This window comes from Gelidibacter sediminis, from assembly GCF_004364975.1.
Classification (GTDB): Bacteria; Bacteroidota; Bacteroidia; order Flavobacteriales; family Flavobacteriaceae; genus Gelidibacter; species Gelidibacter sediminis.
The window spans coordinates 1,171,240-1,193,673 of the sequence record NZ_SOBW01000008.1; the positions used below are offsets into that span (position 1 = coordinate 1,171,240).

17 protein-coding genes are annotated in these 22,434 nt (G+C 35.5%); 1 reads left to right on the forward strand and 16 read right to left on the reverse strand.

Annotated features, from left to right (window positions below; all coding sequences use genetic code 11):
• Positions 1 to 8: 8 nt before the first annotated feature.
• The 15 genes from mads7 to BXY82_RS11815 all read right to left on the reverse strand — a co-directional run bounded on the left by mads7 (position 9) and on the right by BXY82_RS11815 (position 19,590).
• Entirely contained in the window at positions 9 to 1,565 is a 1,557-nt protein-coding gene (gene mads7, locus BXY82_RS11745) for a methylation-associated defense system protein MAD7 (protein WP_133758373.1), read from the reverse strand.
• A gap of 2 nt (positions 1,566 to 1,567) precedes the next feature.
• On the reverse strand, positions 1,568 to 6,037 hold the full coding sequence (mads6, locus tag BXY82_RS11750; RefSeq protein WP_133758374.1) for a methylation-associated defense system protein kinase MAD6: 4,470 nt from the start codon (positions 6,035 to 6,037) through the stop codon (positions 1,568 to 1,570).
• The gene (gene mads5, locus BXY82_RS11755) at positions 6,022 to 7,383 is read right to left on the reverse strand and encodes a methylation-associated defense system restriction endonuclease subunit S MAD5 (RefSeq protein ID WP_133758375.1); all 1,362 of its coding nucleotides are present in this window, start codon (positions 7,381 to 7,383) and stop codon (positions 6,022 to 6,024) included. Before mads5 ends, mads6 begins: the two co-directional genes overlap by 16 nt.
• A gap of 2 nt (positions 7,384 to 7,385) precedes the next feature.
• Complete coding sequence (mads2, locus tag BXY82_RS11760) at positions 7,386 to 9,428, reverse strand: methylation-associated defense system DNA methyltransferase MAD2 (protein WP_133758376.1); 2,043 nt, start codon at positions 9,426 to 9,428, stop codon at positions 7,386 to 7,388.
• Positions 9,429 to 9,435: 7 nt separating this feature from the next.
• The gene (locus tag BXY82_RS11765; protein ID WP_133758377.1) at positions 9,436 to 10,278 is read right to left on the reverse strand and encodes a nucleotidyl transferase AbiEii/AbiGii toxin family protein; all 843 of its coding nucleotides are present in this window, start codon (positions 10,276 to 10,278) and stop codon (positions 9,436 to 9,438) included.
• On the reverse strand, positions 10,256 to 11,260 hold the full coding sequence (locus BXY82_RS11770) for a type IV toxin-antitoxin system AbiEi family antitoxin (RefSeq protein WP_133758378.1): 1,005 nt from the start codon (positions 11,258 to 11,260) through the stop codon (positions 10,256 to 10,258). The genes BXY82_RS11765 and BXY82_RS11770 overlap by 23 nt, the downstream gene beginning before the upstream one ends.
• A gap of 187 nt (positions 11,261 to 11,447) precedes the next feature.
• Positions 11,448 to 13,202: a DUF3987 domain-containing protein gene (locus BXY82_RS11775; RefSeq protein WP_133758379.1), complete on the reverse strand. Its 1,755-nt coding sequence runs from the start codon at positions 13,200 to 13,202 to the stop codon at positions 11,448 to 11,450.
• Positions 13,199 to 14,107: a BT4734/BF3469 family protein gene (locus BXY82_RS15525; protein WP_133758380.1), complete on the reverse strand. Its 909-nt coding sequence runs from the start codon at positions 14,105 to 14,107 to the stop codon at positions 13,199 to 13,201. Before BXY82_RS15525 ends, BXY82_RS11775 begins: the two co-directional genes overlap by 4 nt.
• Positions 14,094 to 14,390, reverse strand: coding sequence for a helix-turn-helix domain-containing protein (locus BXY82_RS11785; protein ID WP_133758381.1), 297 nt, complete (start codon positions 14,388 to 14,390; stop codon positions 14,094 to 14,096). The genes BXY82_RS15525 and BXY82_RS11785 overlap by 14 nt, the downstream gene beginning before the upstream one ends.
• Positions 14,387 to 14,686, reverse strand: coding sequence for a helix-turn-helix domain-containing protein (locus tag BXY82_RS11790; RefSeq protein ID WP_133758382.1), 300 nt, complete (start codon positions 14,684 to 14,686; stop codon positions 14,387 to 14,389). The genes BXY82_RS11785 and BXY82_RS11790 overlap by 4 nt, the downstream gene beginning before the upstream one ends.
• A gap of 158 nt (positions 14,687 to 14,844) precedes the next feature.
• Positions 14,845 to 15,792 carry a DUF6617 family protein gene (locus BXY82_RS11795; RefSeq protein ID WP_133758383.1) on the reverse strand — a complete coding sequence of 316 codons (948 nt, stop codon included), beginning with the start codon at positions 15,790 to 15,792 and terminating at the stop codon, positions 14,845 to 14,847.
• A complete protein-coding gene (locus BXY82_RS11800; protein ID WP_133758384.1) occupies positions 15,792 to 16,886 on the reverse strand; it encodes a site-specific integrase in 1,095 nt (364 codons plus the stop codon). Before BXY82_RS11800 ends, BXY82_RS11795 begins: the two co-directional genes overlap by 1 nt.
• 6 nt (positions 16,887 to 16,892) lie before the next feature.
• Entirely contained in the window at positions 16,893 to 17,312 is a 420-nt protein-coding gene (locus BXY82_RS11805) for a helix-turn-helix domain-containing protein (protein WP_243835795.1), read from the reverse strand.
• Positions 17,313 to 17,475: 163 nt separating this feature from the next.
• Positions 17,476 to 18,885 (reverse strand): tRNA uridine-5-carboxymethylaminomethyl(34) synthesis GTPase MnmE, encoded by a 1,410-nt coding sequence (gene mnmE, locus BXY82_RS11810; protein WP_133758385.1) that lies wholly within the window; start codon positions 18,883 to 18,885, stop codon positions 17,476 to 17,478.
• A 54-nt stretch (positions 18,886 to 18,939) separates the two neighbouring features.
• On the reverse strand, positions 18,940 to 19,590 hold the full coding sequence (locus tag BXY82_RS11815; RefSeq protein ID WP_133758386.1) for a rhomboid family intramembrane serine protease: 651 nt from the start codon (positions 19,588 to 19,590) through the stop codon (positions 18,940 to 18,942).
• A gap of 63 nt (positions 19,591 to 19,653) precedes the next feature.
• Between BXY82_RS11815 and BXY82_RS11820 the strand changes: the two genes are divergently transcribed.
• Positions 19,654 to 20,544 carry a lysophospholipid acyltransferase family protein gene (locus BXY82_RS11820; RefSeq protein ID WP_133758387.1) on the forward strand — a complete coding sequence of 297 codons (891 nt, stop codon included), beginning with the start codon at positions 19,654 to 19,656 and terminating at the stop codon, positions 20,542 to 20,544.
• 384 nt (positions 20,545 to 20,928) lie between these two features.
• Here BXY82_RS11820 and BXY82_RS11825 read toward each other — a convergent pair whose 3' ends face one another.
• On the reverse strand, positions 20,929 to 22,434 hold the full coding sequence (locus tag BXY82_RS11825; RefSeq protein ID WP_133758388.1) for an aminotransferase class V-fold PLP-dependent enzyme: 1,506 nt from the start codon (positions 22,432 to 22,434) through the stop codon (positions 20,929 to 20,931).

Here is a 22,434-nt window from a genome sequence, read left to right on the forward strand (position 1 = left end):
GGTACTTTCTAATGTTGGTTCAATTGGTATCTTGGTCTTACTTTTTGCAGAATATATGCATCACTTAAATCGTCGTAAAACCCTATTTGACGTAATTTTTGTTTAAAAGCCTCCACATTTTCCTTGAATGCTAAATGTGTATTTACATTGGCATCTCTAAATCTTGGCTCGGTAATTCCATTGATTATTAAACCATATCGCTCCCTAATTCTATTCATTAATTCTTCAATAGATAAGCTTCGGGTTACAAAATGGTCGCCTTGACTTTCCAAAACCATAATCTGCACCAAGGTTTCCAATAAACGTGTTCCCATAACAAACCTTCTGGGATGCTTTTTACTTCTCCCTTGTGCCATAAAACCTCTATCGGAATTGTTTTGACTTAAATTTGCCAGTAATCTTCTATATTCAATAAACTGTCTCTTTGCTTTACTATTTAATATGATGGCGAGGTACTTATCAAAATAGGTTTCTTCATATTTAGTAATATCATCAACTAATAATTTATCTTCCTCTTGAAGATTTCTGTATAATGTTGTGTATTTTACTTTGTAATAGGTCTCGCTTTCGCTGCTCTTAAGTTTAAGTGCAGACAACGCCTTATCTAAATTAGCAGAATTGTCTTTATTCAGTCCAAAAGGTTCTAAAGTCATGTTTATTTTGAATGTGGCCTCGATATACTTATAAATGGAATTGTAAAGCTTATCAGCATCCTCTATGGCATAAACCGATACTTTGCTCTCAAAATCATCTGTTGTATCAATCACAATATTCCAGTCATCTTCTATTTCAACTGTACCCATTTCAACCATTACTGGTAAAAAATGAATTATTTTTTGGGTATATAAAGACATGTGAAACGATATGATTGTTTTTAAGTAGTCAACCAAAACACTTCTTGGTATTTCTTGCTTATAGACTAACAATCTTCTAATATCATCACAGAATAATTCGGCTTGTTTCTTTAATAATGGTTCAATTCTGTTTAAGGTTTTTTTAGAATCAGGATAGAAATTGGGCTTAATGATTTTTATTATGTTTAACATTCCCAAGCTATCAACATCTAATTCATCCAATTTGTTCAGAGTGTCAGTAGTTGCATCCCAGCCTTCACTTAAAAATTTTTTTAGGTCATCTTTAACTTGTGGGTTTGCGCTTAACATCAAATAAACTTGATCTGCTGAACTATAATCTCTGGCTACACTCGCATTCCGTAACCGGAAACTTTCAAGATGAATAGGACGTAAAGAAGCTAGTTTTTCCTTATCTATTTTCCCTCTGAAAGCCATATTCACAAAGTTATTGCGTATCCAAGGTTCAATTGCCTCCTGATTTTCGGTATAACCAGTAACTAAATTTTCTTTTTCCAAGACTTTTAAAGCATTGCTCAAATGTTTTATTTCCACATTTTGCTTTCTTCCTGATAATCTCGGTTTTTGACCATTATAACTTAATAGCATAAACAAACTAATCAAGGTATAATCAATATTAATCGCCTTTGCATCTACCGTATAAATGAGTTCGTTACGAAATACACTTTCCTCTTTATCTAATTTAATCGCCATACTTAAAAGTTTATTGGTTCGATTACTATTCTATTTTGATTGTCTTTTTTGATACTGAAATAATCGGCATCGTCTCTTGTTACGACCACTTTGTTATAGTTTAAGTTCTTGAGTAGATTTTTGAAAATAATTAACTCTACAAACTTCCCTCTTATATCGTTGAGTGATGGGCTAAACCCTTGCTGAATGAAATACAACATTTCGTATAAATCCAATGATATGGTTAACTTTATATGTGGTTGCCTTTTATGTTTGAACATAAAACTATCTGGCTCGTATTCTAGATATTTCACCAAGTGTTCTGTATTGTTTACTTTGAGTTCGAAATCATTAAGATTGAACAGCCTAAAGGATTTGCTAAATGGATCTGTTATCTCTGTAGCCGCCAAAACCAAACTTTTTTGGTCAATATTGGTGTTATCACAACCTTCATTCAATGCTATGGCTCTGGAAATACTTTGTATGGTTTCTTTGCCTGTACTCTTGTCCTGAAGCAATTGTACAAATTTGAATACCGAATGGTACGGCAACCTTAACATAAAGGATGGCATTCCATTGCCTTTTTGGTTTTCACTCTTTATTAAGGTGGATTTCCCTTCATAATAGTGGTGTCTGATATAGGATTTTTGAACGCTTCTTATGCGCTCTAGAATTTCACTTGTCTTTTCATGAACCGGTAAACGTAATTCTTCATCCTTTACCTTATTAAAAAGGTCTATTAAGTCTATTTCCCGTTCTGAAAACTCGATAAATTCCTTGGGTTGATGCTTATCAAAAAATAAGTTTCTATCGGTTTCTGGAATTGGTACTTCACCAATATCTGTTTCCCTTAACAACTTAATCAAACGGTCTTGGTTGCCTGAATCATCCAAAACTGGATTGGTAATATTAAAGTAATAGTATTGCCAATAGTTTTCAGGTTTACCCGCCGCTGCTTCATATAACTTATTGATGTCTTCACATTCATGGTCTCTGGTTAAGGTATAAGCTATAAAAGAACGCAGGTCTCTCATGGTAATATGCAACTCTCTTTTTAAACTCACGGTCCGTAAGAGCCATTCCATTCTGGTGATTACCTCATCTCCTGCTGCAGAATCATTTAAGGATTCTACATTGTATTTAATGAAACATTTATTTGCTAGTGAACAGCCTTCACATTTTGTCCATAGTGCTTTATTGGTCAGTTTCTTTACTTGCTTTCGAAATAAGCTACCTCCATTTTCGGTGTCTGCCACCACAGAGCGCAGATTTAGATTGATAATCATAACACCTTCTGGCAACTTAAAATGACCTTCATTATAAAAATATTGGTCTATTAAATTATAAAGGTCTTTATGTTTTGATGAGGTCATTAAGAAATCTACCAAACGTCCTTCATTAATAGCAATGATGCGTCCCTCTTTGGCTCGACTGAAATCCCTAATATTTTCAAAAGGTTCAAAAAAAGTTTCCAAGACGTCATTATTGGCATTATCCTCTTGGTCTTGCGACCCATCATAATTGCTTTCATATGGCATCCCATTTATCTGGAAACGTGCACCATTTTTATGTTTGAAATTTTCAAGATTTTTGACTTCTTTTTCAATCTTTTTTATAAACGCTGTTTTTCCATCTCCTGCATTACCAGTTATAATCAGTAGCTTATACCTGTTATTAAGAATGTCAGGAATCAGTTCTTGATCTAACATTGAGAAGGAATATGTCCAATCATCAAACTGATTTGCTGATTGACTTGCTCTAGTTCCGAAGTTTCCTTGTTTAGACTGACTGTACAACGAATTGATGTATTCTACAATGTTAAGGCCTTCTACATCTATCTTAAAGCGTTTTATTTTGTCCTTATTTTTCTCAACGGTTTCTATTAAACTCTGATAGACCCTTTCTACATTTCCTTCGGTAAAGGTTTTTGCGCCACCATTCCAAAATATCTCGCTTACAATAGATTTGCTATCCACCTTAATGTTTACTTTTATTTTTTCATCAAGTTTTATAGACGATTTATATTTTTTTAGGTTATCCTTAAACTTACTCAAAGCAACATCAATGGTATCTTTAAGCACCACAAAACGTTGCATGTTATCTGCCAACTTGATATTACAACCTGGTTGATAAATCGTTATTTCGGTATGATATAAACGTTCTGTATTTGGTAATTCTGTACCAGCCTCTTCTTTCTCTGCCAACAAATTATCTTCTCCAATAGCCTCAAGAGCTTCCAGCATTTCCTTTGCCGACTTAAAACGCTCCTCTTTTTTAGTACTGATAGCTTTAGATAGAAAGTCTGCAAAGTTTTGTGAAATGGCTTCATTTAACTTTTTAGGCTCATTTGATAGCTTATGCATCATAGGTATCTTATGTGGTGCCCATGGGTATTGTTTACATACCAATTGGAACAAAGTGACACCTAATGAAAACACATCTGCTGATGTATCCCAGTTGACATTATTACTATCAGAAACTAAATCTGGTGCGAGGTATGGATTTGTACCCACAAAATCGGTGTTGTCTTCTGCAAAAGAAGCCACGTTAAAATCGATTAACACAAAACGTTCTTGATTGTCCCAAATAATATTCTGCGGTTTAATATCGCGATGGAACATGGGTGGATTTTGTGATTGCATAGACACCAATGCCGACAGGATGTCTGTTGCCAATTGATACACTCTATGCATTGGTAATCTGGCATCGGTACGCACATAGGTACTTAAATTATCACCATCCAGTAACTCGGTTAAGGTGTAAAATTGCCCTGATGGTGTTGTCCCATTCCAAACAAATCGTACAATATTAGGGTGACTTAACTTGCTTAATGCTGCATATTCGTCCTTTACGGATGCATCATTTACACTGGTGTTAAACAGTTTCATGGCATATTCCGTCCCTTGAATAGAGTGCTTAACTTTAAATACTTTAGAATAACCTCCTTTACCCAATTCATTATAGATGGTGTAATCACCAATACGGTCGCCTTCTTTTATTTCGTCTAACTCCTTATCAGAAACATCTGCATCTTCTTTTTTAGAGTCTTGCGTTTCTTTTTTAATTGTACTTTCAACTTCTTGGGACGTTCCTTTTTTAATAATAGCTTCCAATTCCTCTACGCTATCAATACGCTGAAACTCATCAACCAAAATGGTTTTATTGCAGATTTCGTCAATCCACTTTGGTAAGGTTGGTTTTACTTTAGATGGCCATTTGTTTTCCGGTAATCTCCCATTTAGGTTATTCAATTCGTAAGGCGATTTTATAGGTTCTTCTCCTACAAATAACCAATAGGTTAAAATACCAAAAGAATATAAATCGGATGCTCTACTGGCTTCTCCTACGGTTAGTTCTAACGCATGATATGGTGTGGCGTTTTGCTCATTTATAGTAGCCTGAACCGTGTAGCCTTCTTCATTGTGATAGGTAAAATAGGCTTTACCGAAATTGCCTAACATCGCATAACCACCTCTATAATAAATATTATCTGGATTGATATCACGGTGGAATACATTGTGCTCGTGAGCTGCTTTTAAGGCTGACGCAATGTTTTTTAAAATATCTATTTTTTCTGAAAAGGTGAATTCGCTTGTTTTTGTTTTTAACTTATTACGTAAGGAATCTTCCTCTAGAAAATCTGTGATTTCATAAAAGAGATGGTTTTCTTCATCTAATTCATATTGAACATTAGTAATAAAGGGGTTACTCTTGATATGTTCTAAAGCCTTAAACCCATTTTTGATTTTCAGTTCTCGTTGTTTGAGTTCTTCTGGTGACAAGCCTTTTACCTGAAGCGTATATTCCTTGATACGTTTGCGGATGGATGAAGTAACACCTTTGGGTTTGGCAAGATATTCTGTATAATAATTTTCTTGGTCTACAATTTCCAGAATCTCGTGGCTGTAGAGTTCTTTTTTGTCTTCGGTTTTCTTTTCGCTGAAACGCCCAACTAAATAATCTACAATTTTATCCTGTATATCGGCAATGGAATTTTCATATCTATCGCTTGCTGGATTTGCAATAAAGTTGATTAAACGTTGGTCTAACTGAAAACTTACTTTACCTGCTTCTTGAACAATATAAGGTTCAATACCATTTGGATACGATAAGGTTACCATATTGACTACATAGGCTCTCCCTAACTCATATTCGTATTCTTTGAGTTTAGAGGCTAAAATGGCGGTTTTAATACGCCCTGTTTTTAGCGGATTGGGTTTTTGACGGTCGTTAACATACCAATAGTTGTCATCGCCTTCTATACGCCCTTTCCAGTCTTTGTTTTCTATGTTGTAAATGGCATGTGGTGTTACCACAATAAGGTCGTACTCCCAATATTGGGTTTGGTTGTTACGTGGGTTGGTTGCTGCCAGCTCTATATTAGGAATCAAGGTAAAACTATCTGGAAGGTTGACTTCTAGAAAATCTATTAAACGCTGTTCGCCTGCATTAACAACAGTCTCGAAATAAGGTGGTTTTATGATTCTTGCCATTGTTCTATTTCGTTTTCTATTAGGTTGATTGCTTCAAGTTCTAATTTTAAAGCTTTATCAATTTTTGTTCTGTATTGTTTTACATTCTGATTAATCAAAGCCATTTCATTTTCATTAATACATGGTATTGGTATATCATAAAACATTTCTTCTGTAACAAATGGTTGCCCGACTCCAGATTTTCGTTTTCGGATTATCTCATTTCCTGCTTTAGAAGATAAAAAAGCATATACATAAAAAATGTCTTCATCATTTTTTAATTGTATTCTAATAATATTATCAGATGCAATAGTGTCTATTAATTCTTCAAACGGTAAGTAAACTTTTCCAACTGTATCTTGCCCGACACGACCAGTTAAAATCATATTCTCCTTTATCTTACTGTTATTTTTCACGCTCTTCTTCACTATATAATTACAAGACCTAAATGGATTTGAGCTTGATATATCACCATTACTCAAAAAAGGTAATCCTCGTTCTTTAGTTGTATAATTTCTTTTATCCCTTCCTCCTGTGAAAATACTTGTAGCAAAGTCCTTTAAAAATTTATAATCTCCACTCAATATTTGTCTTTCATAATCATCACCGATAGATAGAAAATAATTTCCTCCTAACCTTAATTCACTTTTTAACCTTTGTGAGGAAACAAGTCTATATTTATCACAACTGTCCTTTTTAACAATTTTAGTTTCAAAAACAGATTGAGCTTCTTTCAACAACTTATTAGCTTCTACACGTAATTTTGAAGCTTCTACAATGAGGTTGTGAATTTGTTGTTGTTTGGGTTCTTCTGGAAGTAAAACTGGTAACCGTCCTAATTCTTCAGGTGAAATTCTTGGAACTACAGCACCATAAATCATGGATTGGATATACTCATTGACAATTGGCGCACTCAAATATGCATATAAAAACCCATAAGGTACTTGGCTCGTTTCAATTCTAATTATTTCTTGAGAGCCAATGCACCCAGAAAAACTATCATTTACCAAAGTAGTATTACCAACCGTTCCAGCACAACTTACTAATATTTGTTTATCCCTTAAAGTCATTTCATCAACCCAAGGTGTATATTTAACAGAAATATTTTTAGCAGTATCAAGTGGTTGCGTTTTTACCATATCACTTGCTGTAATATATTGATGAGCAAAATTTTCATTTTCAACAAATACTCTTTTGAAAATTCCACCTTGGTACAATTTATCAGCTAAATCGGCTAGACTTGAATTCGCGATTCCTTTATCCAATAAATCTGATATCACTTTCTTACCCCTATTTAGATAATAATCAGGCTTGAATACCGTAAGGCCTTCATTGAATCTTGATATTTTTATGTGACCACTTCTCATTATTACAGCTTGTTTAGATATTTATTATAAGCTTCAGAAATCTTTGGTAAATCATCGTCGAGTTTTTTTACCTTTTCAACTCTAGATTTAACTTGTGGCGCACTATCATCCTTTTTTTGTACGAGGTATTCTTTTTCTACCCTAAACACCAGTTCTGCACCATCCTCATCACGTAAATAAATAGGGTTACCACGCCTGTCTTTCCCCAATTTTTCGGCAATTGCCATAAATACATCATAATCTTCATCTTTATCTTGTGCCAGTTGGCGTTGCAGGTCGCTTTTTCGTTCTAAAAACAATAAGGATGCCTGTACACCTACTTGTGGTAAAAAGGCCTCTACTGCTAAATCTACAGAAGCCAAAATTTTAAATTTATCGAGAATCCACTCTCTTACGCTTTGTGTATTTGGATTCCCCAAAATACCATCTGGTAACACAATCGCCATTTTACCACCTGGTTTTAAAAAGTTATAGCAGGCTTCTATAAACAATACTTCTGGCGCATTGCTGTAAGCTCCTAACTCGTACCGTAAAGAACCATCTTCTTTATAAATAATACTAGCATCTACTTTTACCTTGGCACCAAATGGTGGGTTGGTAAATACCATATCGAACTTTTCACGCGCATCAAACCCATAGGCATTGCTTTCTTCGTCCATTGCCAAAAGGCTCCGTTTTATGCTGGCTTCAATTTTTTCAATCTCGGTAGGGTGCTCCCAATTTGGGTATGCCAAGGAATTGACGTGAAAAATATTGGCGTGACCATCACCAGCCATCACCATATTCATACGTGCTGCTTTCTTCAAATCAGGGTCAAAGTCAAAACCAAAGATGTTGTTTTCGGCATATTGCCTAACCAATTCATTTACTTGTGGACTGTTGTACTGCGCTTCCAATAAAGGTCCTGATAAGTCTGGAAATAATTCTTGGGTAATTTGTTTACGTACGTGGTCTAACACCATTACCAAAAACCCACCCGAACCGCAGGCAGGATCCAGAACCCGATGGTTTTCTTTAGGGTCTAGCATTTCTACCATCGCCTTAATGATGTTACGTGGTGTAAAAAACTGACCTGCTTCTTGTTTTAAGGTGTTACTTACAATAGTTTCATAAGCCATACCCTTAACATCTACCGAAGCATCTAAAAAAGAATATTTTGCCAGTTCACCAGCGATAAAGGCTAAACCTTTATTCGTAAGGTCGATGGATTCGTTTCCAGAAAACACTTCAGAGAACACTTCATCATCTTTTAATTCCTGAAATAAGCCTTTAATACGTTGTGCCACCGCTTCGCGACCAGCATCTGTATTTTGTTCTTTAACACCAACCCAAAATTTTCGTCTGTAGGTTGACCCATCATCATTTGCAGAAAAGCGACGTTTTTCATCATAGAGTTTACAGAAAATAAGATTTAAGAGTTGCCAGAAGGCATCCTTTTTACGTCCTTCATTTCCATAGATGTAATCGTGCGAGCGTTTAAATACCTTGATTAAGGAATCGTTAGCCGGTTTTCTACTAAAAGAACGGTCGTTGCGGTCTAAATCCTCCAATGTTTCACCTTCACCAGGAAAATCGGATAAGTCTGTGAATTGGAAATCCAACCCGATGTCGTCTTCCTCTTTTTGTAGAAAGTGATAACTTGAACCGTTTGCCCATAAACCAAACTCGCAATCGTCAGCAGCAGCCATTGCGTTTTCCAATGTAGCTGTTAGCCCTTTTTTCTTATCGGTTACTTTCACCTTATCATCTTGCACCACCACCATACGGATAATATTTTCCTGTAAATGTTCTTTACCCTTGGCAAACACCACCAATTCCAACTTCTGCTTTTTGGACTTATCGGTTTCAGGGTCGGTATAGACAATGGTAAAATCACGTTCCATATCATCTAAATCAAACCCATACTCTTCATTGAGCATTAAGATTACCGATTGTAGGTTGTTTTCTTTGGCGCTAATTTTTTTAGCTTGATTGGTTAATACGCAGAGTAATTGGTTATCCTCTAATACTGTACTGTCCTTTTTTTCTTTTATTTCTGTTGCCATTGATTGACTATAATTTTATTTGGTTGTTTATATTCTCTATGCAGTTTAAAACCTCATCGTAGCTTAAGACTTTATGGGTTTCCAATATTTGATTAATGAGTCTGCTTTCTTCTTTTTGTTCCACTTCTGTAACTAAAATTTCTTTAATGCTTTGTTTAGCCTCTGGATAAGCTTTTAATAATTGATTGATGTGAATACCTAATAAGGTAGCTCCACCCTTAACTATGGTATGGTCTTCGGTGTAAACCGCTTCAAAATGTTCAAGCGATTCATCCCGATGGATTTCCAGATAGTTTTGCAGGATAAAAGCGATATCATCTGCATCCTTATTGGTTTTATGGTTGCGGTCTCTCCAAGCTACTATTTTTAAAAGCCCTATACCTGCCAAGGATGCGATTTGAATGTCGATATCCTCATCGATACTTACCTTTAAGGACCCATCGTTTACCGCAGGAAAACCAAGTACCGACATCGCGAATTCCTCTTCTGGCGGCCAAAAGATTTTAGCGTCTTCCTTCATGATATTACCAAAAGGCACGATATCTAAATCGAATTTGCCCAAATACTGGAAGCGTTGTTTTTGGTCTGGGTCTTTAGTAAAATTAGGTAGTTGTGTAATGCCTTCTTCTACCGTTTTGTATTGTTCCCAATCGTTGATGGTGATGGCTATATCCAAATCGTGTGTTAATCGTCCGGAACTTTCATCGTGTAACTCCATAATAATATCGCGAGCTGTGGCTCCAATGACAAAAAAGGAAATACCCGATGCCTTGAAATAGTCGGTTAATTCCTGAAGAATAGGCTTTAATAGCGGATGGTTGAACTTTTTACTGGATATGCTGTAACTCATTTTCAAATATTTGGTTAGCGATTTCCACGTTTCGACCATAGCCGCTATTCATTAAATCGGTATAAATCAATAAGGCCGGTACTGTGTTTTTATTCCAGTTGTTGTTTTGCCAAAATTTTTGGCGCACTTCTACATTACCCGTTTTATCAGGAACTAAACGCAATGTTTTTGCAATTTCAGGTAATTCCAGATTGCTATAGATGGTAAATTCTTGAGGTCTTAAATTCTCGGTTAGGATGGCTCCCGCAGGTTCACCTCCCAAAAGGATGTCACTACCTGTTTGATTTAAAAGTGTGTGACGCCAATTTTGAGCCATACCAGAATCTATAAACTTCATTCGGCTTCTTATAATTCGAGGTTTTAAAACGGTGTTGAACTCCACCAACCATCGTTCCAAAAGCTCTTCCATATTTTTAAGTACTCTTTTGTCTTTGGTTTTAATCAAATAATTTAATTCTTCCAGTTCAGCCATCACATTACTTACAGAACCTAGAGATACGCCTACTTTTTCTGCAATAGTTCTGTATGAATCCTGTAAGTTTTCGGGTTCGCTTAACAGATGAAAGATGATTTTAACCCCAGCTTCTTGAAAGGCTCGAGATTGATTGGTTAAGGTAGCCGTTCTTCTCTTCTGACCTTCAATAAAAATTATCAAGTCGTCTTTTTTAACAAAAGCGTTACCTGCAATATCTATATAATTAAACTCCCTCTCCTTTAGATGATTTGCCGCTTCTTTAGATATATATTGTGCAATTAATATAATTGGCTTATTGCTTCGATTTCTAATTTCTTCAAGCTGTGACAACACCAATCCCTGATTAGAGGTTCTCATAGCTGATTTTGCTTCTACTACAAACTGTATGTTTTTGATGTTTAAAATAGCATCATAATTAGCCCTTGATGTTTCGATATCAATAGGAATATCAATCAATTTTTCAAGGTTAGCAACAGCTTCGTATATAAAATCTTGATTTCGATACATAATCTTTTGTTCATTATTTTTAAGTGTTCAGTGACAATGAACATTCAAATATATTGAACATTAAATTAAAAAACAAGTAAAACGTAAAGAAAAACAAACAGGGTTACATTTCATTACGGAAAAGCGTAATTGCGGAATTAAGGAATTAAAGGATATGACTATAAATCCTCTATTTCCTTGATTTCCTTCATATCACCTTTGCAGGATTTGAATAGCTATTATGTGCTTCTCTATGAATTAATCCTGCATCAACAAACTTGGTGATATAGCCTTCTGCCGTTTTATGTGGAAAGTTTTGTTTGGTTGCTAAATCTAAATAGTCTTGTCTATCAAACTGTTTTGGTAAGCTCTCTAAAAATCGTTCTTTACGATTTAGGCGTTTTACCGTTTTTTGTTCAATAGGCAAATCGTTAAATACTTTACTGCTGTGCTTTACTAAAATTGAAATTATGTTTAGGGCATTTTGAAAATCTATATCCTCACATTCTTTTACTTGATTGACATCACCATCTTCCATTATGCGAAATGCCGTAAATAGCATCATTAAACGAAATGCAATCAAGCCTAATCGTCTAATGGTTGCAATGTATTCTTCGGGTTGTAGATTGATGTATTTGGTTTGTAAGGATTCAAAAAACGTATTGAATTGCTGTTGTTGAGTTTCAGATAAACGTATTTCAATCTCCGGATTATTCTTTAGTGTTTTATATAACCCTAAAAACTCATTTCCTAATTGCGAATAGTAATCATCTAACCCAACATTATTATTGCTTGAAAATACGTTTTTCCAAGTTGGTTTTATATTCATATAATAGAACATAAAACGACTGAACAAACCATTTTCGGCATTCGGGATTAAAGTTGCCACTTGCTTTGGTGTTCCTGACAATACTGTTGACAAACACGGTTTTTCAATATCTACATACTCTCTATCGGTTCTACGATAATAGCTAATGGTTTCGTGATGGAAGGCTTTACGAAAACCATCAGAATAATTACCGTAATCGCTTTTAAATGCTTGTGCCAAAGTATCGCCTTCTGTTTCAAAAATCAGTCCTTTGCCTTCATTATCAGAAATTAATTGATAAACACCAGTAACACTATTGTTGGCAGGAATAAACAACATTCTTTCGGGTGGTTTACCTGGTTTCTCTAAATTTTCATCTTTACCCTTGTTCATATTATAAGTTGCCATTTCTGTATTAAATTGTTGCTTCAATACTTTAGCTTGTTCACGCTTTAATTTATGAACAGGATCTACCAAATTTTTAATTTGGTTAAGCCTGCCTTTACCTGCAGATGCAGGTGCTGTCACAAATAGATATAGATTGCTAAATACTTTGCGTTGGTCGTAAATACCAAAGAGTTTAGGAAAACAGGCACTAAAAGCCGTCAAAGCTCCTAACAACAAAATGTCCTTTTCCTCTTGACTACTCGCAGGATTTACAACTTGTTGTAAAAACTGCGGTAAGGTATTAAATACCTCATCCGGTATTGTAGGCATTGCTTGTCCTGGTGCATCAACAACAGTTGCAACATTTGTTGCAAACTCGTTGTTGTTTTGTTGCTTCATCGGTTTTATGCCTGCCAGATGTGCATAATGGTAAAACGTTGCAATGGTAATCCCATGACCTTTTGCATTTAGACATTTATTGAATTGTTCGTCACATTCTTTTGAATCATAACCTGCATAGATTTTGCTTATTCTATGGAAGTAGTCCCTTCCTGTTTCTCCATATTCTTCAGCTAAAGCAAAGCCTAAATCTCTCCAAGTAGCATAATTTCCTGTGATGTCAATGCCTGATTGCTCAATTGCTGAAATATAGGTTTCAATGTCGTTATCAGCAACAGCAACAACATTAGTTGTTGCGTTGTTGCTTTTTGGTTGCTGTTGCTCTTTGGAAACTTCCAACCATTCTTTTGGATTAAATATTTTAGTCATAATGCTTGGTGTCTTTTATGTAAAAAGGCTGTTGGGTCGTATGGTAAAAAACACGCTCTGGAAACGTCTTTACCTGACTGGTCAACCTCAATGTTATAAGTGTGTTTTATATAATTGGCTACTGCCGTGAAATACTCTGAATGTGTTACGTCTGAAACATCTATTCTGATAATCCATTTTAAGCCATCACCAGATGGTGATGTGAATAGCATTTCGGTTTCAAAGTATTCATCATTTAGCAATTGCGTTTTTAGCTCTTTAAGATTATCTAAATGGTCAAAATCAATGGTTAATAGATTGGAATGTTGTAATAAGTTGTTATCATTACGCTTTTCAAACGTTCCTGAAAAAGTGACGTAATCAAAGCGATTCGCTTTGAATTTACGTGCTTCTTTCACATCGGTTATTGCCCTTAAATCTTCTGTAATCTTTTTGTATTTATCACTTGTGATTAATGTAAAAACTTGATGTAATCGCAAGGTTTCCGAAGGAAACACATTGCGAACTGGGGCTTTGAAAAAGCTACAATACCCATACCAGATATCGTCTGGACCATTCAACCAATCTAACTCGTCTTTTTCCTTGACTTCTAAATTGAGATGCAACTCTTGGTTAATCTTGAGTAGCAATTCTTCGTCATCGGTTATTCTAAAATGGTATTGCGCAAAATCGAATACATCACCGTTAAAAGTTTTTAGTTCTGTATCTCGATGTGTTGCAATTACACCATCAATATGAATCCGTAAGGTTTCTTTACCACCATTAAAAGGGTTTCGGGTTATCCCGCAGTCCCTTCCTTTTACAGAAAGGACTGTTGAATCAGAATAATACTGTCTTAACACGTAAGCATAAATCTTTAAGCCGTAATGTGTTGTGTCTAAAATTGCCTCTCTACTTATTTCCATCTTGCTTGAAATTATGGTTGTAGTAGTTATCTTGTAGCAATTGCTCTACATCGGACACCTTATAATAAAACTTGCCTTTTACTTTGCTATAAGGCAGTGTTCCGTTATCTCTCAAGGTCTGTAAGGTTCGCTTACTGATATGTAAGGCCTGCAATACGTCTTGATTGTCTATCCACGTATCTTTCAATACTTCCGCTCTCGAATGTCGCAACAACTCGATACGTGCTTTTAAGTCCTTTATTTGTTGTGAGAGCGCCAAGAGTAAATCGATTATTTCAGTCATAACTTCACCGCTCCTTTCTTAATTAAGTAATCAGCAGCTTGTTGTTCGATTTCATCTTGTGAATCAACACGGTTACTCAATAACCATTGCTCCAGTTCAACTCTGTTGAAATAAATTTTCTTACCATTCGGTTTGTAATGTGGAATGGTTCCAGTACTCGTAAGCTTGTATAAATGGGATTGTGACAATTCCAAAAATTTACAGGCTTCGTTAAAAGTCAATACGTTTTTTACAATAATGTTTCTGTCTAAAACATGTGCTTCAATAATTTTAAGACGTTCTAATATTTCGTCCATAACTAATTAATTTTAAAAAATAGAAATGGACATCTGGCCAAATGTCATTCTTGGTTTTCAAGAACAGGACAAAGGTTTAAAAACAATGATTTTTAAAGTGTGAGAGTTTTATATGAGTGTGAGAATACAATGAGATTTCTAAATAATCTCATTGTTTTTTATTGTATTTGTTTGAAGATATTATCAATGATTTCCTTTTTTAGAGGTGCTTTACTTTTGGTATAAAGATTTTGAGCTGTCAATGGTTTACCCAATTTTGTATAAAATAAACCTGTAGATTCAATTAAAGTGGGTGTCATATTTTTGAAATGTGGCTGCAACCGTTTAACAACATATTTAAACTCGGTTGTTTTACAATCTAAATAGATTTTCTTTTGAAAACCTTTAAAATCTTTAGCAACTAATAAATTATGTAAGTCTTTAACATCTGTTTTTGCATCAAGTAAATCAATACTTAATTGAAGCCTGTTCAATATTTTAGACAACCATTCAGAATCATCTTTTAAATATCCAAATGAGGTTTTTGGTTTGCTTTTCTGTTTAGACGGCTTGTTAACTACCTCTTTTTTATCAGCTTCTAATTTCACAAATATTGAAGTATCAAAATCAGTATCATTAAAGTACTTTTCAGCTATTTCTTGAATTGAGAATAAAGCAGTATCTGAAAATTGTCCGTACTGTTCTTGTAGTTCAATGTATAAGCGAATTGCCGATGCTTTTAAGTAATTGATGATATAATCGGTATCGTTGCCTAAATCGTTACTTATAGACTGTTTTTTAATATAGTTGGAAATGTCCTTTAAATACTTATTGAACTTATTAAATTGTACGGTATAGTTATACTTGTTTTCGGGTTCCGTAGCATCTTTTGGGAATTGGGATTTTAATGCTGCTAATTCAGTGTCAGTGTCATTTGAAATCAGCTTAAAATAATATTCTTTTTTACTGTTTAAAGGTCTTTTAAAGTTTACTTTAAAAACCGCATTATCAGCTTTTGGTGTTTCCTTTAATTCAGAGTTCAGAACATTAAATTCTCTTTCATATCTATTGTCTCTATGTAAACCGTTGGTAATCGATACCAAACTTGCAAATACATTTCCTTTCATTATAAATCCAATTGAATACGGTTAGCAGCTTCTTTCTTTTTATCATCAATTACTTTGGCATAAATCTGTGTTGTTCTTAATTCTTTATGCCCTAATAATTTTGATACCGTGTAAATGTCTGTACCCAAAGTTAATTGTAAAGTGGCATAGGTATGACGTGCACAATGAAAGGTAATCTCTTTTGTAATACCTGCTTTCATCATCCATTGTTGCAATTTAAGGTTTGACCAGGCACTATAATGTAAGCCATCAAAAACTTTTGCTTCGGGTTTTCCTGCTTCTCCCAATAATTCTCTGGCTTGTTCTGAAATTGGTAAGGTTTCAGCTCCTTTGGTTTTCTTTTGTCTGAAACGTATGTAATAACCCATTTCTTTAGAGTGTTGGATTTCTGACCACAACAATTTTTCAATATCTGACCAACGCAATCCGGTAAGTGCTGAAAATATAAAAGCATTTTTTAATAGTGGTAACTCACATTCTGTGTTAACTGCCTTTTGTAATTCATCAAGCGTTAAAAATTCTCGTTGAGGTTCTCCTTGTTTGAAATAATCTACACCATTAGCAGGATTGACTTTTAAAATACCATCCTTTACCGCTTGCTTTAAAGCTGCACAAAACTTACCATAGTATGAATATTTAGAGTTTTGAGACAGTTTTTTACCTGCTCTTGCCATAGCATCCTTATCTAAATACTCTTTGAAACGCTCAACAAATGATTTATCCAAATCTTGAAAGCTTACATCCGTAGGACAAAAGGTTTTTAAATGTTTTAGCATACTGTTCCAATTACCATAGTTGCCAGAGCTGGTATTTTTCTTTTCAGCTAAAGCCGTAACATAAGTAATAAAGCTTCCTTTTAATTTCTCAATATCCTGAAAGCCATAAATACCATTTTGTATTTCTATTTGGCGTTGTGCGCAAATGGTTTCTGCTAATTGCTTGGTTTTCTTGTTAACCTCTCTTTCGGTTTTAGTTTTAGGATTAGGCGTCAGGTATAATCGCAAATACTCGGTTTTGCGTTTTCCTTTATGATAGTAATCTAAATACAGACTTATTTTATCATTCTTCTTACGTTGTCTTAATGTTACTTTCATAATGAATTAATTAAAAAGGTTTTCAATTTGTGATCTAGCAATTATTCTTTTTCTTCCAAAAGAAACAGCTTTTAAGCGTCCTTGTTGAATCATTCTTTGAATGGTCCATCTGCTAACACCAATCAATTGTGAGGCTTCAGTAACGCTTAAAAAGTCTTTGTTATTTACAGTATTATGATAAGTGAGAGTAGGTTCGTTTTTTTGTTTCTGCATATCAGTAGTAAGAGTAGATTGTATTTTCTCTTGACGTTTTCTTATTTTATAAGCTTTGCTCGCACAGACAGATGTGCAGTATTTAGTAACTGTGGTTCGTGCTGTAAAAGCATTACCGCAATGCTTACAGGTTTTTGGGATGTATAAATTACTGCTCATAAATGGTGCTTTATGTAGCGTAATGGTGCAACGTGGGGCAATATGGTGCATCATTTCGCCAATCTTTTAGCCAACAGATTTGGGCAACAAATCCGTATGTTTGGCAACAGATATACAACAAATTTAGTTAAAAAAGAGCAAAAAAGCAACAAAAAAGAGAAGACAAAAATTTGTAAAGTCAATAAAATCAATACATTAACAAATAAAAGAAAATAAGTTACTTCCCGATACAAAAATTCGCAAAAATATTTCCCAACAAGTCATCATTGGTAATCTCTCCGGTGATTTCACCAAAATGCAAGAGCGCCTGTCGGATATCAATGGCTAATAAGTCGCCAGACAACTCAGAATCTAAGCCGTATTTTACTTTCTGAATTTCCTCAAAGGCTTTTAAAAGTGCATCATAATGGCGCGTGTTGGTCACAATAGTTTCATTGTTTCTAAGGGCTCCTGTATTGATTAAATTTAGGAGCGTATCTGTTAGTTGCTCTACCCCAATCCCAGTTTTAGCAGAAATTGGAATGAGGTGTGTGGCGTGAGGTGTGAGGTGTCCAATTATATCTGAAAGTTCTTCAGTAGTAATCTGATCAATTTTATTAAGGATGACAATCAGTTGCTTTTGGGGAAATTTATTCTTTATTTTTTCGATTTCGATGACAATATTTTTTACAGCATCAGGGCCAACTGCCAACTGAATACTGCTGACTAATAGTAATACCACTTGCGCCTGTTCAATTTTTTCGAAAGTTTTCTTGATCCCGATACTTTCGACAACATCTTGCGTTTCTCTGATGCCGGCAGTGTCAATAAACCGGAAGGCCATCCCGCCTATGACAATTTCATCTTCAATGGTATCTCTCGTGGTTCCTGCGACGTCAGAGACAATTGCGCGTTCTTCATTAAGTAATGCGTTCAACAACGTCGATTTCCCAACATTGGGTTCACCAACAATAGCGACAGGAATTCCATTTTTAATGACGTTTCCAACCGCGAAAGAATCGATCAGTCGCTTTAAAACATGAATGATTCTAGTAATCAATTTATAGAATTCATCTCTATTTGCAAATTCCACATCTTCCTCTGCAAAATCCAGTTCCAATTCAATTAAACTGGCAAAATTCAACAATTCATCACGTAAATTTTTGATCTCATTGCTAAATCCGCCACGCATTTGTTGCATCGCAATTTTATGGGATGCTTCACTATCACTCGCTATCAAATCGGCAACAGCTTCAGCCTGACTAAGATCTAATTTTCCATTTAAAAAAGCGCGTAAGGTAAACTCTCCAGCGTTGGCCATGCGACAGCCGTTTTTTAGAAATAGTTGAATGATTTCTTGCTGAATATACAAACTGCCGTGGCAGGAAATTTCAATCACATGTTCGCCTGTATATGAGTGTGGGTTTTTAAAAATAGTTACTAAAACCTCGTCAATGATGCGAGGCTGATCTATAATATGTCCCAAGTGTACGGTATGAGATTTTTGTACGGCCAAGGTTTTGCCTGAAACCGATCTAAAAAATTTCGAAGCTAGAGTGATGGCATCTTGTCCTGAAAGTCGGATAACCGCAATGGCACCACTACCAGATGGTGTTGCCAATGCTACGATGGTGTCATTTGAAATCATACCTTAAGTTTTATACTAAAATCCTTTTTATGCAATCTTACAACCATTACGCTATTAAAGCTTACCCGTTTTATGCATCACAAATAAAATGATAATTGGTACGGCCAATAAACCTACCATCAATAAATCGGTTTGAAATAGTGATGGCTTGAGCATTAAGGTTACAACGTAACCCCCAATAGCACCACCAAAATGTGCATCATGGCCAATATTTCCCACTTTATTTTTCATTCCATAAATAGAATACATCAAATACAGAATTCCAAAAACATAGGCCGGAATAGGCAACGGTATAAACAACAATCCTAACTGCATGGAAGGCTCCAAAAGAATTGCGGCATACAACACGCCAGTTACAGCACCACTCGCGCCAACTGCGCTATAATAATGTTCGTGTTTGTGGAAATAAAGTGATAATAAGTTTCCTAAAAGTAAACTTGCAATGTAAATAATTAAAAAATATAACGTTCCTAAATGATAAACCACAACAGGCGCAAAAAAGTAGAGTGTAAACATATTGAAAATGAGGTGCATCATGTCTACATGCAAAAATCCTGAACTGAACATCCTAATTTTTTCACCTCTAACAATGCCACCTACATTAAATTTATAGCGTTCAAAAAAGCTATAATCATTAAATCCCTTGTAGGAAATGATGGCGTTTGCCGCAATAATAATGATGGTGACCAAATCTAAATTACCCATAAACTCCAAACGTATTAATTATTTTTAAGCATATCTTTGCACCTGCAAATCTAATATTAAAAAATGCAATTTCTTGTTTACATCTTGGTTTATCCACTAATTTGGTTAATTTCAATATTGCCATTCCGGTTGTTATACGCATTTTCTGATGGACTGTATTTGATTATCTATAAGGTAATAGGTTACCGGAAAAAAGTGGTTCAGGATAATTTGAGATTGGTATTTCCTGAAAAGTCTGAAGTTGAAATAAATACGATTACTGAAAAATTTTATCACCATTTTTGCGATATGATGGTAGAAGCCATCAAATCTTTAACCATTTCTGAGAAAGCGATGAAAGAACGTTTTACGTTTACCAATGTTGAGCTGATCAACGATTTGGAAAAGCAACATAGAAGCATCGTATTGATGTGTGGTCATTATGGCAGCTGGGAATGGATTTTTATTCTGCAAAAATACGTGTCACACAAAGGTTATGCGGTGTACAGTAAACTAGGTAACAAATATTTTGATCGATTGGTGAAACGCATTCGGGCTAAATATGACAGCACGCTAATTACCACTCAAGAAACTGTTCCAACACTCACCCAAACCAAGCAAAACGGCGAATTAACCATTAATGGATTTGTATCCGACCAATCCCCTCGCTTATCAAGAGCATTCCATTGGAATCAATTTATGGGAATTAAGGTGCCTATCCACACTGGTGCTGAAATGTTAGCTAAAAGATTAGACATGTCGGTGGTGTTTTTTAAAGTGAAACGGCTAAAGCGTGGATATTACCAAACTACTTTTGAGACCATTGCAGTCCATCCGAGAGAGTATCCCAACTACGAGATAACAGATATATTTACACAGAAAGTAGAACAACAAATTCACGAAGCCCCACAGTATTATTTATGGACGCACCGCCGATGGAAACATAGAAATGCGGTACCTGAGGAGTTTAAATAAAATTTGGGTACGTGGAGACGAAAATTCGCTAAGTTATTCTGAAGAATATTTTTTAGTGTGTGCAGTCGTAAAGACAACATGATTATTCTGTAATGATATGTATAATTTGTGCAATTAATCTCAAAACAATCGTCATCAATCAACACCATCAGTAAACCTTACTAGGCCTGCTTTACATATAAATTAATTGAGGTAATGCTTATCACTGCAAGTCTTTCTAAACAACTATCCTGTTGTCACTTCGAGTGTTTTTCAAGAACGACAGTGATTGAAAAATGTATCGAAAAGCGATTAATACTATAGTGATAATTCGTGTAATTCGTGTCAAAAAATATTCGCCACAATCAGTGTCACTCGCCCTATTCTACGTTCCAGGCAAATTAACTACAACTCAAACCACTCCTCCACCGGCAACTGAAATTTATCAGTATTGACGGTCGACTTGTGCACAAACTCATTTGTCGCAGCAATGTAATTGTAATCCTTGGCCCATTCCTTATGGTTTTTTGCCAGTGCTTTTAAGCTCTCACAGAAATACACTGCTTCTTCAGTAGATGTTGTAGGGTGAATAGACATTCGGATCCAACCGGGTTTACGCATCAATTCTCCTAAGGATATTTCCTGAGTCAGTGCATTTGAAGTTTCCACATCCACATGCAACAAGAAATGGCCATAAGTACCGGCACAGCTACAACCGCCTCGTGTTTGAATTCCAAAACGATCATTGAGGATTTTTACACCTAAATTGTAATGTAAATCATCTATATAAAATGAGATCACTCCCAAACGGTCTTGGTGCTGACCTGCTAGAATGTTTATATTTTCCACGGGATTCAAAGCACTAAAAATATAATTGATGAGCTCATGTTCACGTTCCAGCATTTTTGCAACGCCCATTTGTTCTTTCAATTTAATGGCCAAGGCAGTTTTAATAGTTTGTAAAAACCCTGGTGTTCCTCCATCTTCCCGATCTTCAATATTGTCAATATATTTATGTTCTCCCCAAGGATTGGTCCAGCTTACGGTACCACCACCCGGACTGTCAGGAATCATGTTTTTATATAATTTCTTATTGAAAATCAACACACCTGAAGTCCCTGGACCTCCCAGAAATTTGTGCGGCGAAAAGAAAATGCCATCTAAGGCTTCGTCTTCATCTACCGGATGCATATCAATATCTACATAAGGTGCAGAACAGGCAAAGTCTACAAAACAGACACCGCCGTTCTGATGCATCACTTTTGCAATGTCGTGATATGGCGTCTGGATGCCCGTCACATTAGATCCTCCAACTACAGAAGCGATTTTTATTGGCCGTGCTTCATAGTGTTCTAAAAGTGCTTTTAAGTTATCCATACAGAACAACCCGTCTTCACCAGGTGGAATCACCTCAACTTTAGCAATCGTTTCCAACCAAGAGGTTTGATTGGAATGGTGTTCCATATGTGTGATAAACACCACTGGCCGCATTTCATCAGGCACCGTAGTGTGCTTTTGCAAATTCTCAGGGACTTTTAAGCCTAAAATTCGCTGGAATTTATTGATGGCTTCTGTCATCCCACTACCACAGCATATCAAAACGTCATCGTCATTACTGTTCACATGCTCTTTAATGATGTGTTTGGCCTTATGGTATGCCTTGGTCATGGCCGTTCCAGACACCGTTGTCTCTGTGTGTGTGTTGGCCACATAAGGCCCAAACTCATTCATCAACTTCTCTTCAATAGGTCGGTACAAACGTCCAGACGCTGTCCAATCTGTGTAAATTATGTTCTGCTTTCCGTAAGGCGTCATAAAATCTTGGTCAATGCCAATAATGTGCTGCCTGAACTGCTGAAAATAGTCTTCAAGTTCGGTGGTTTTTGCTACTGATGTATCTGTTGAAATCAT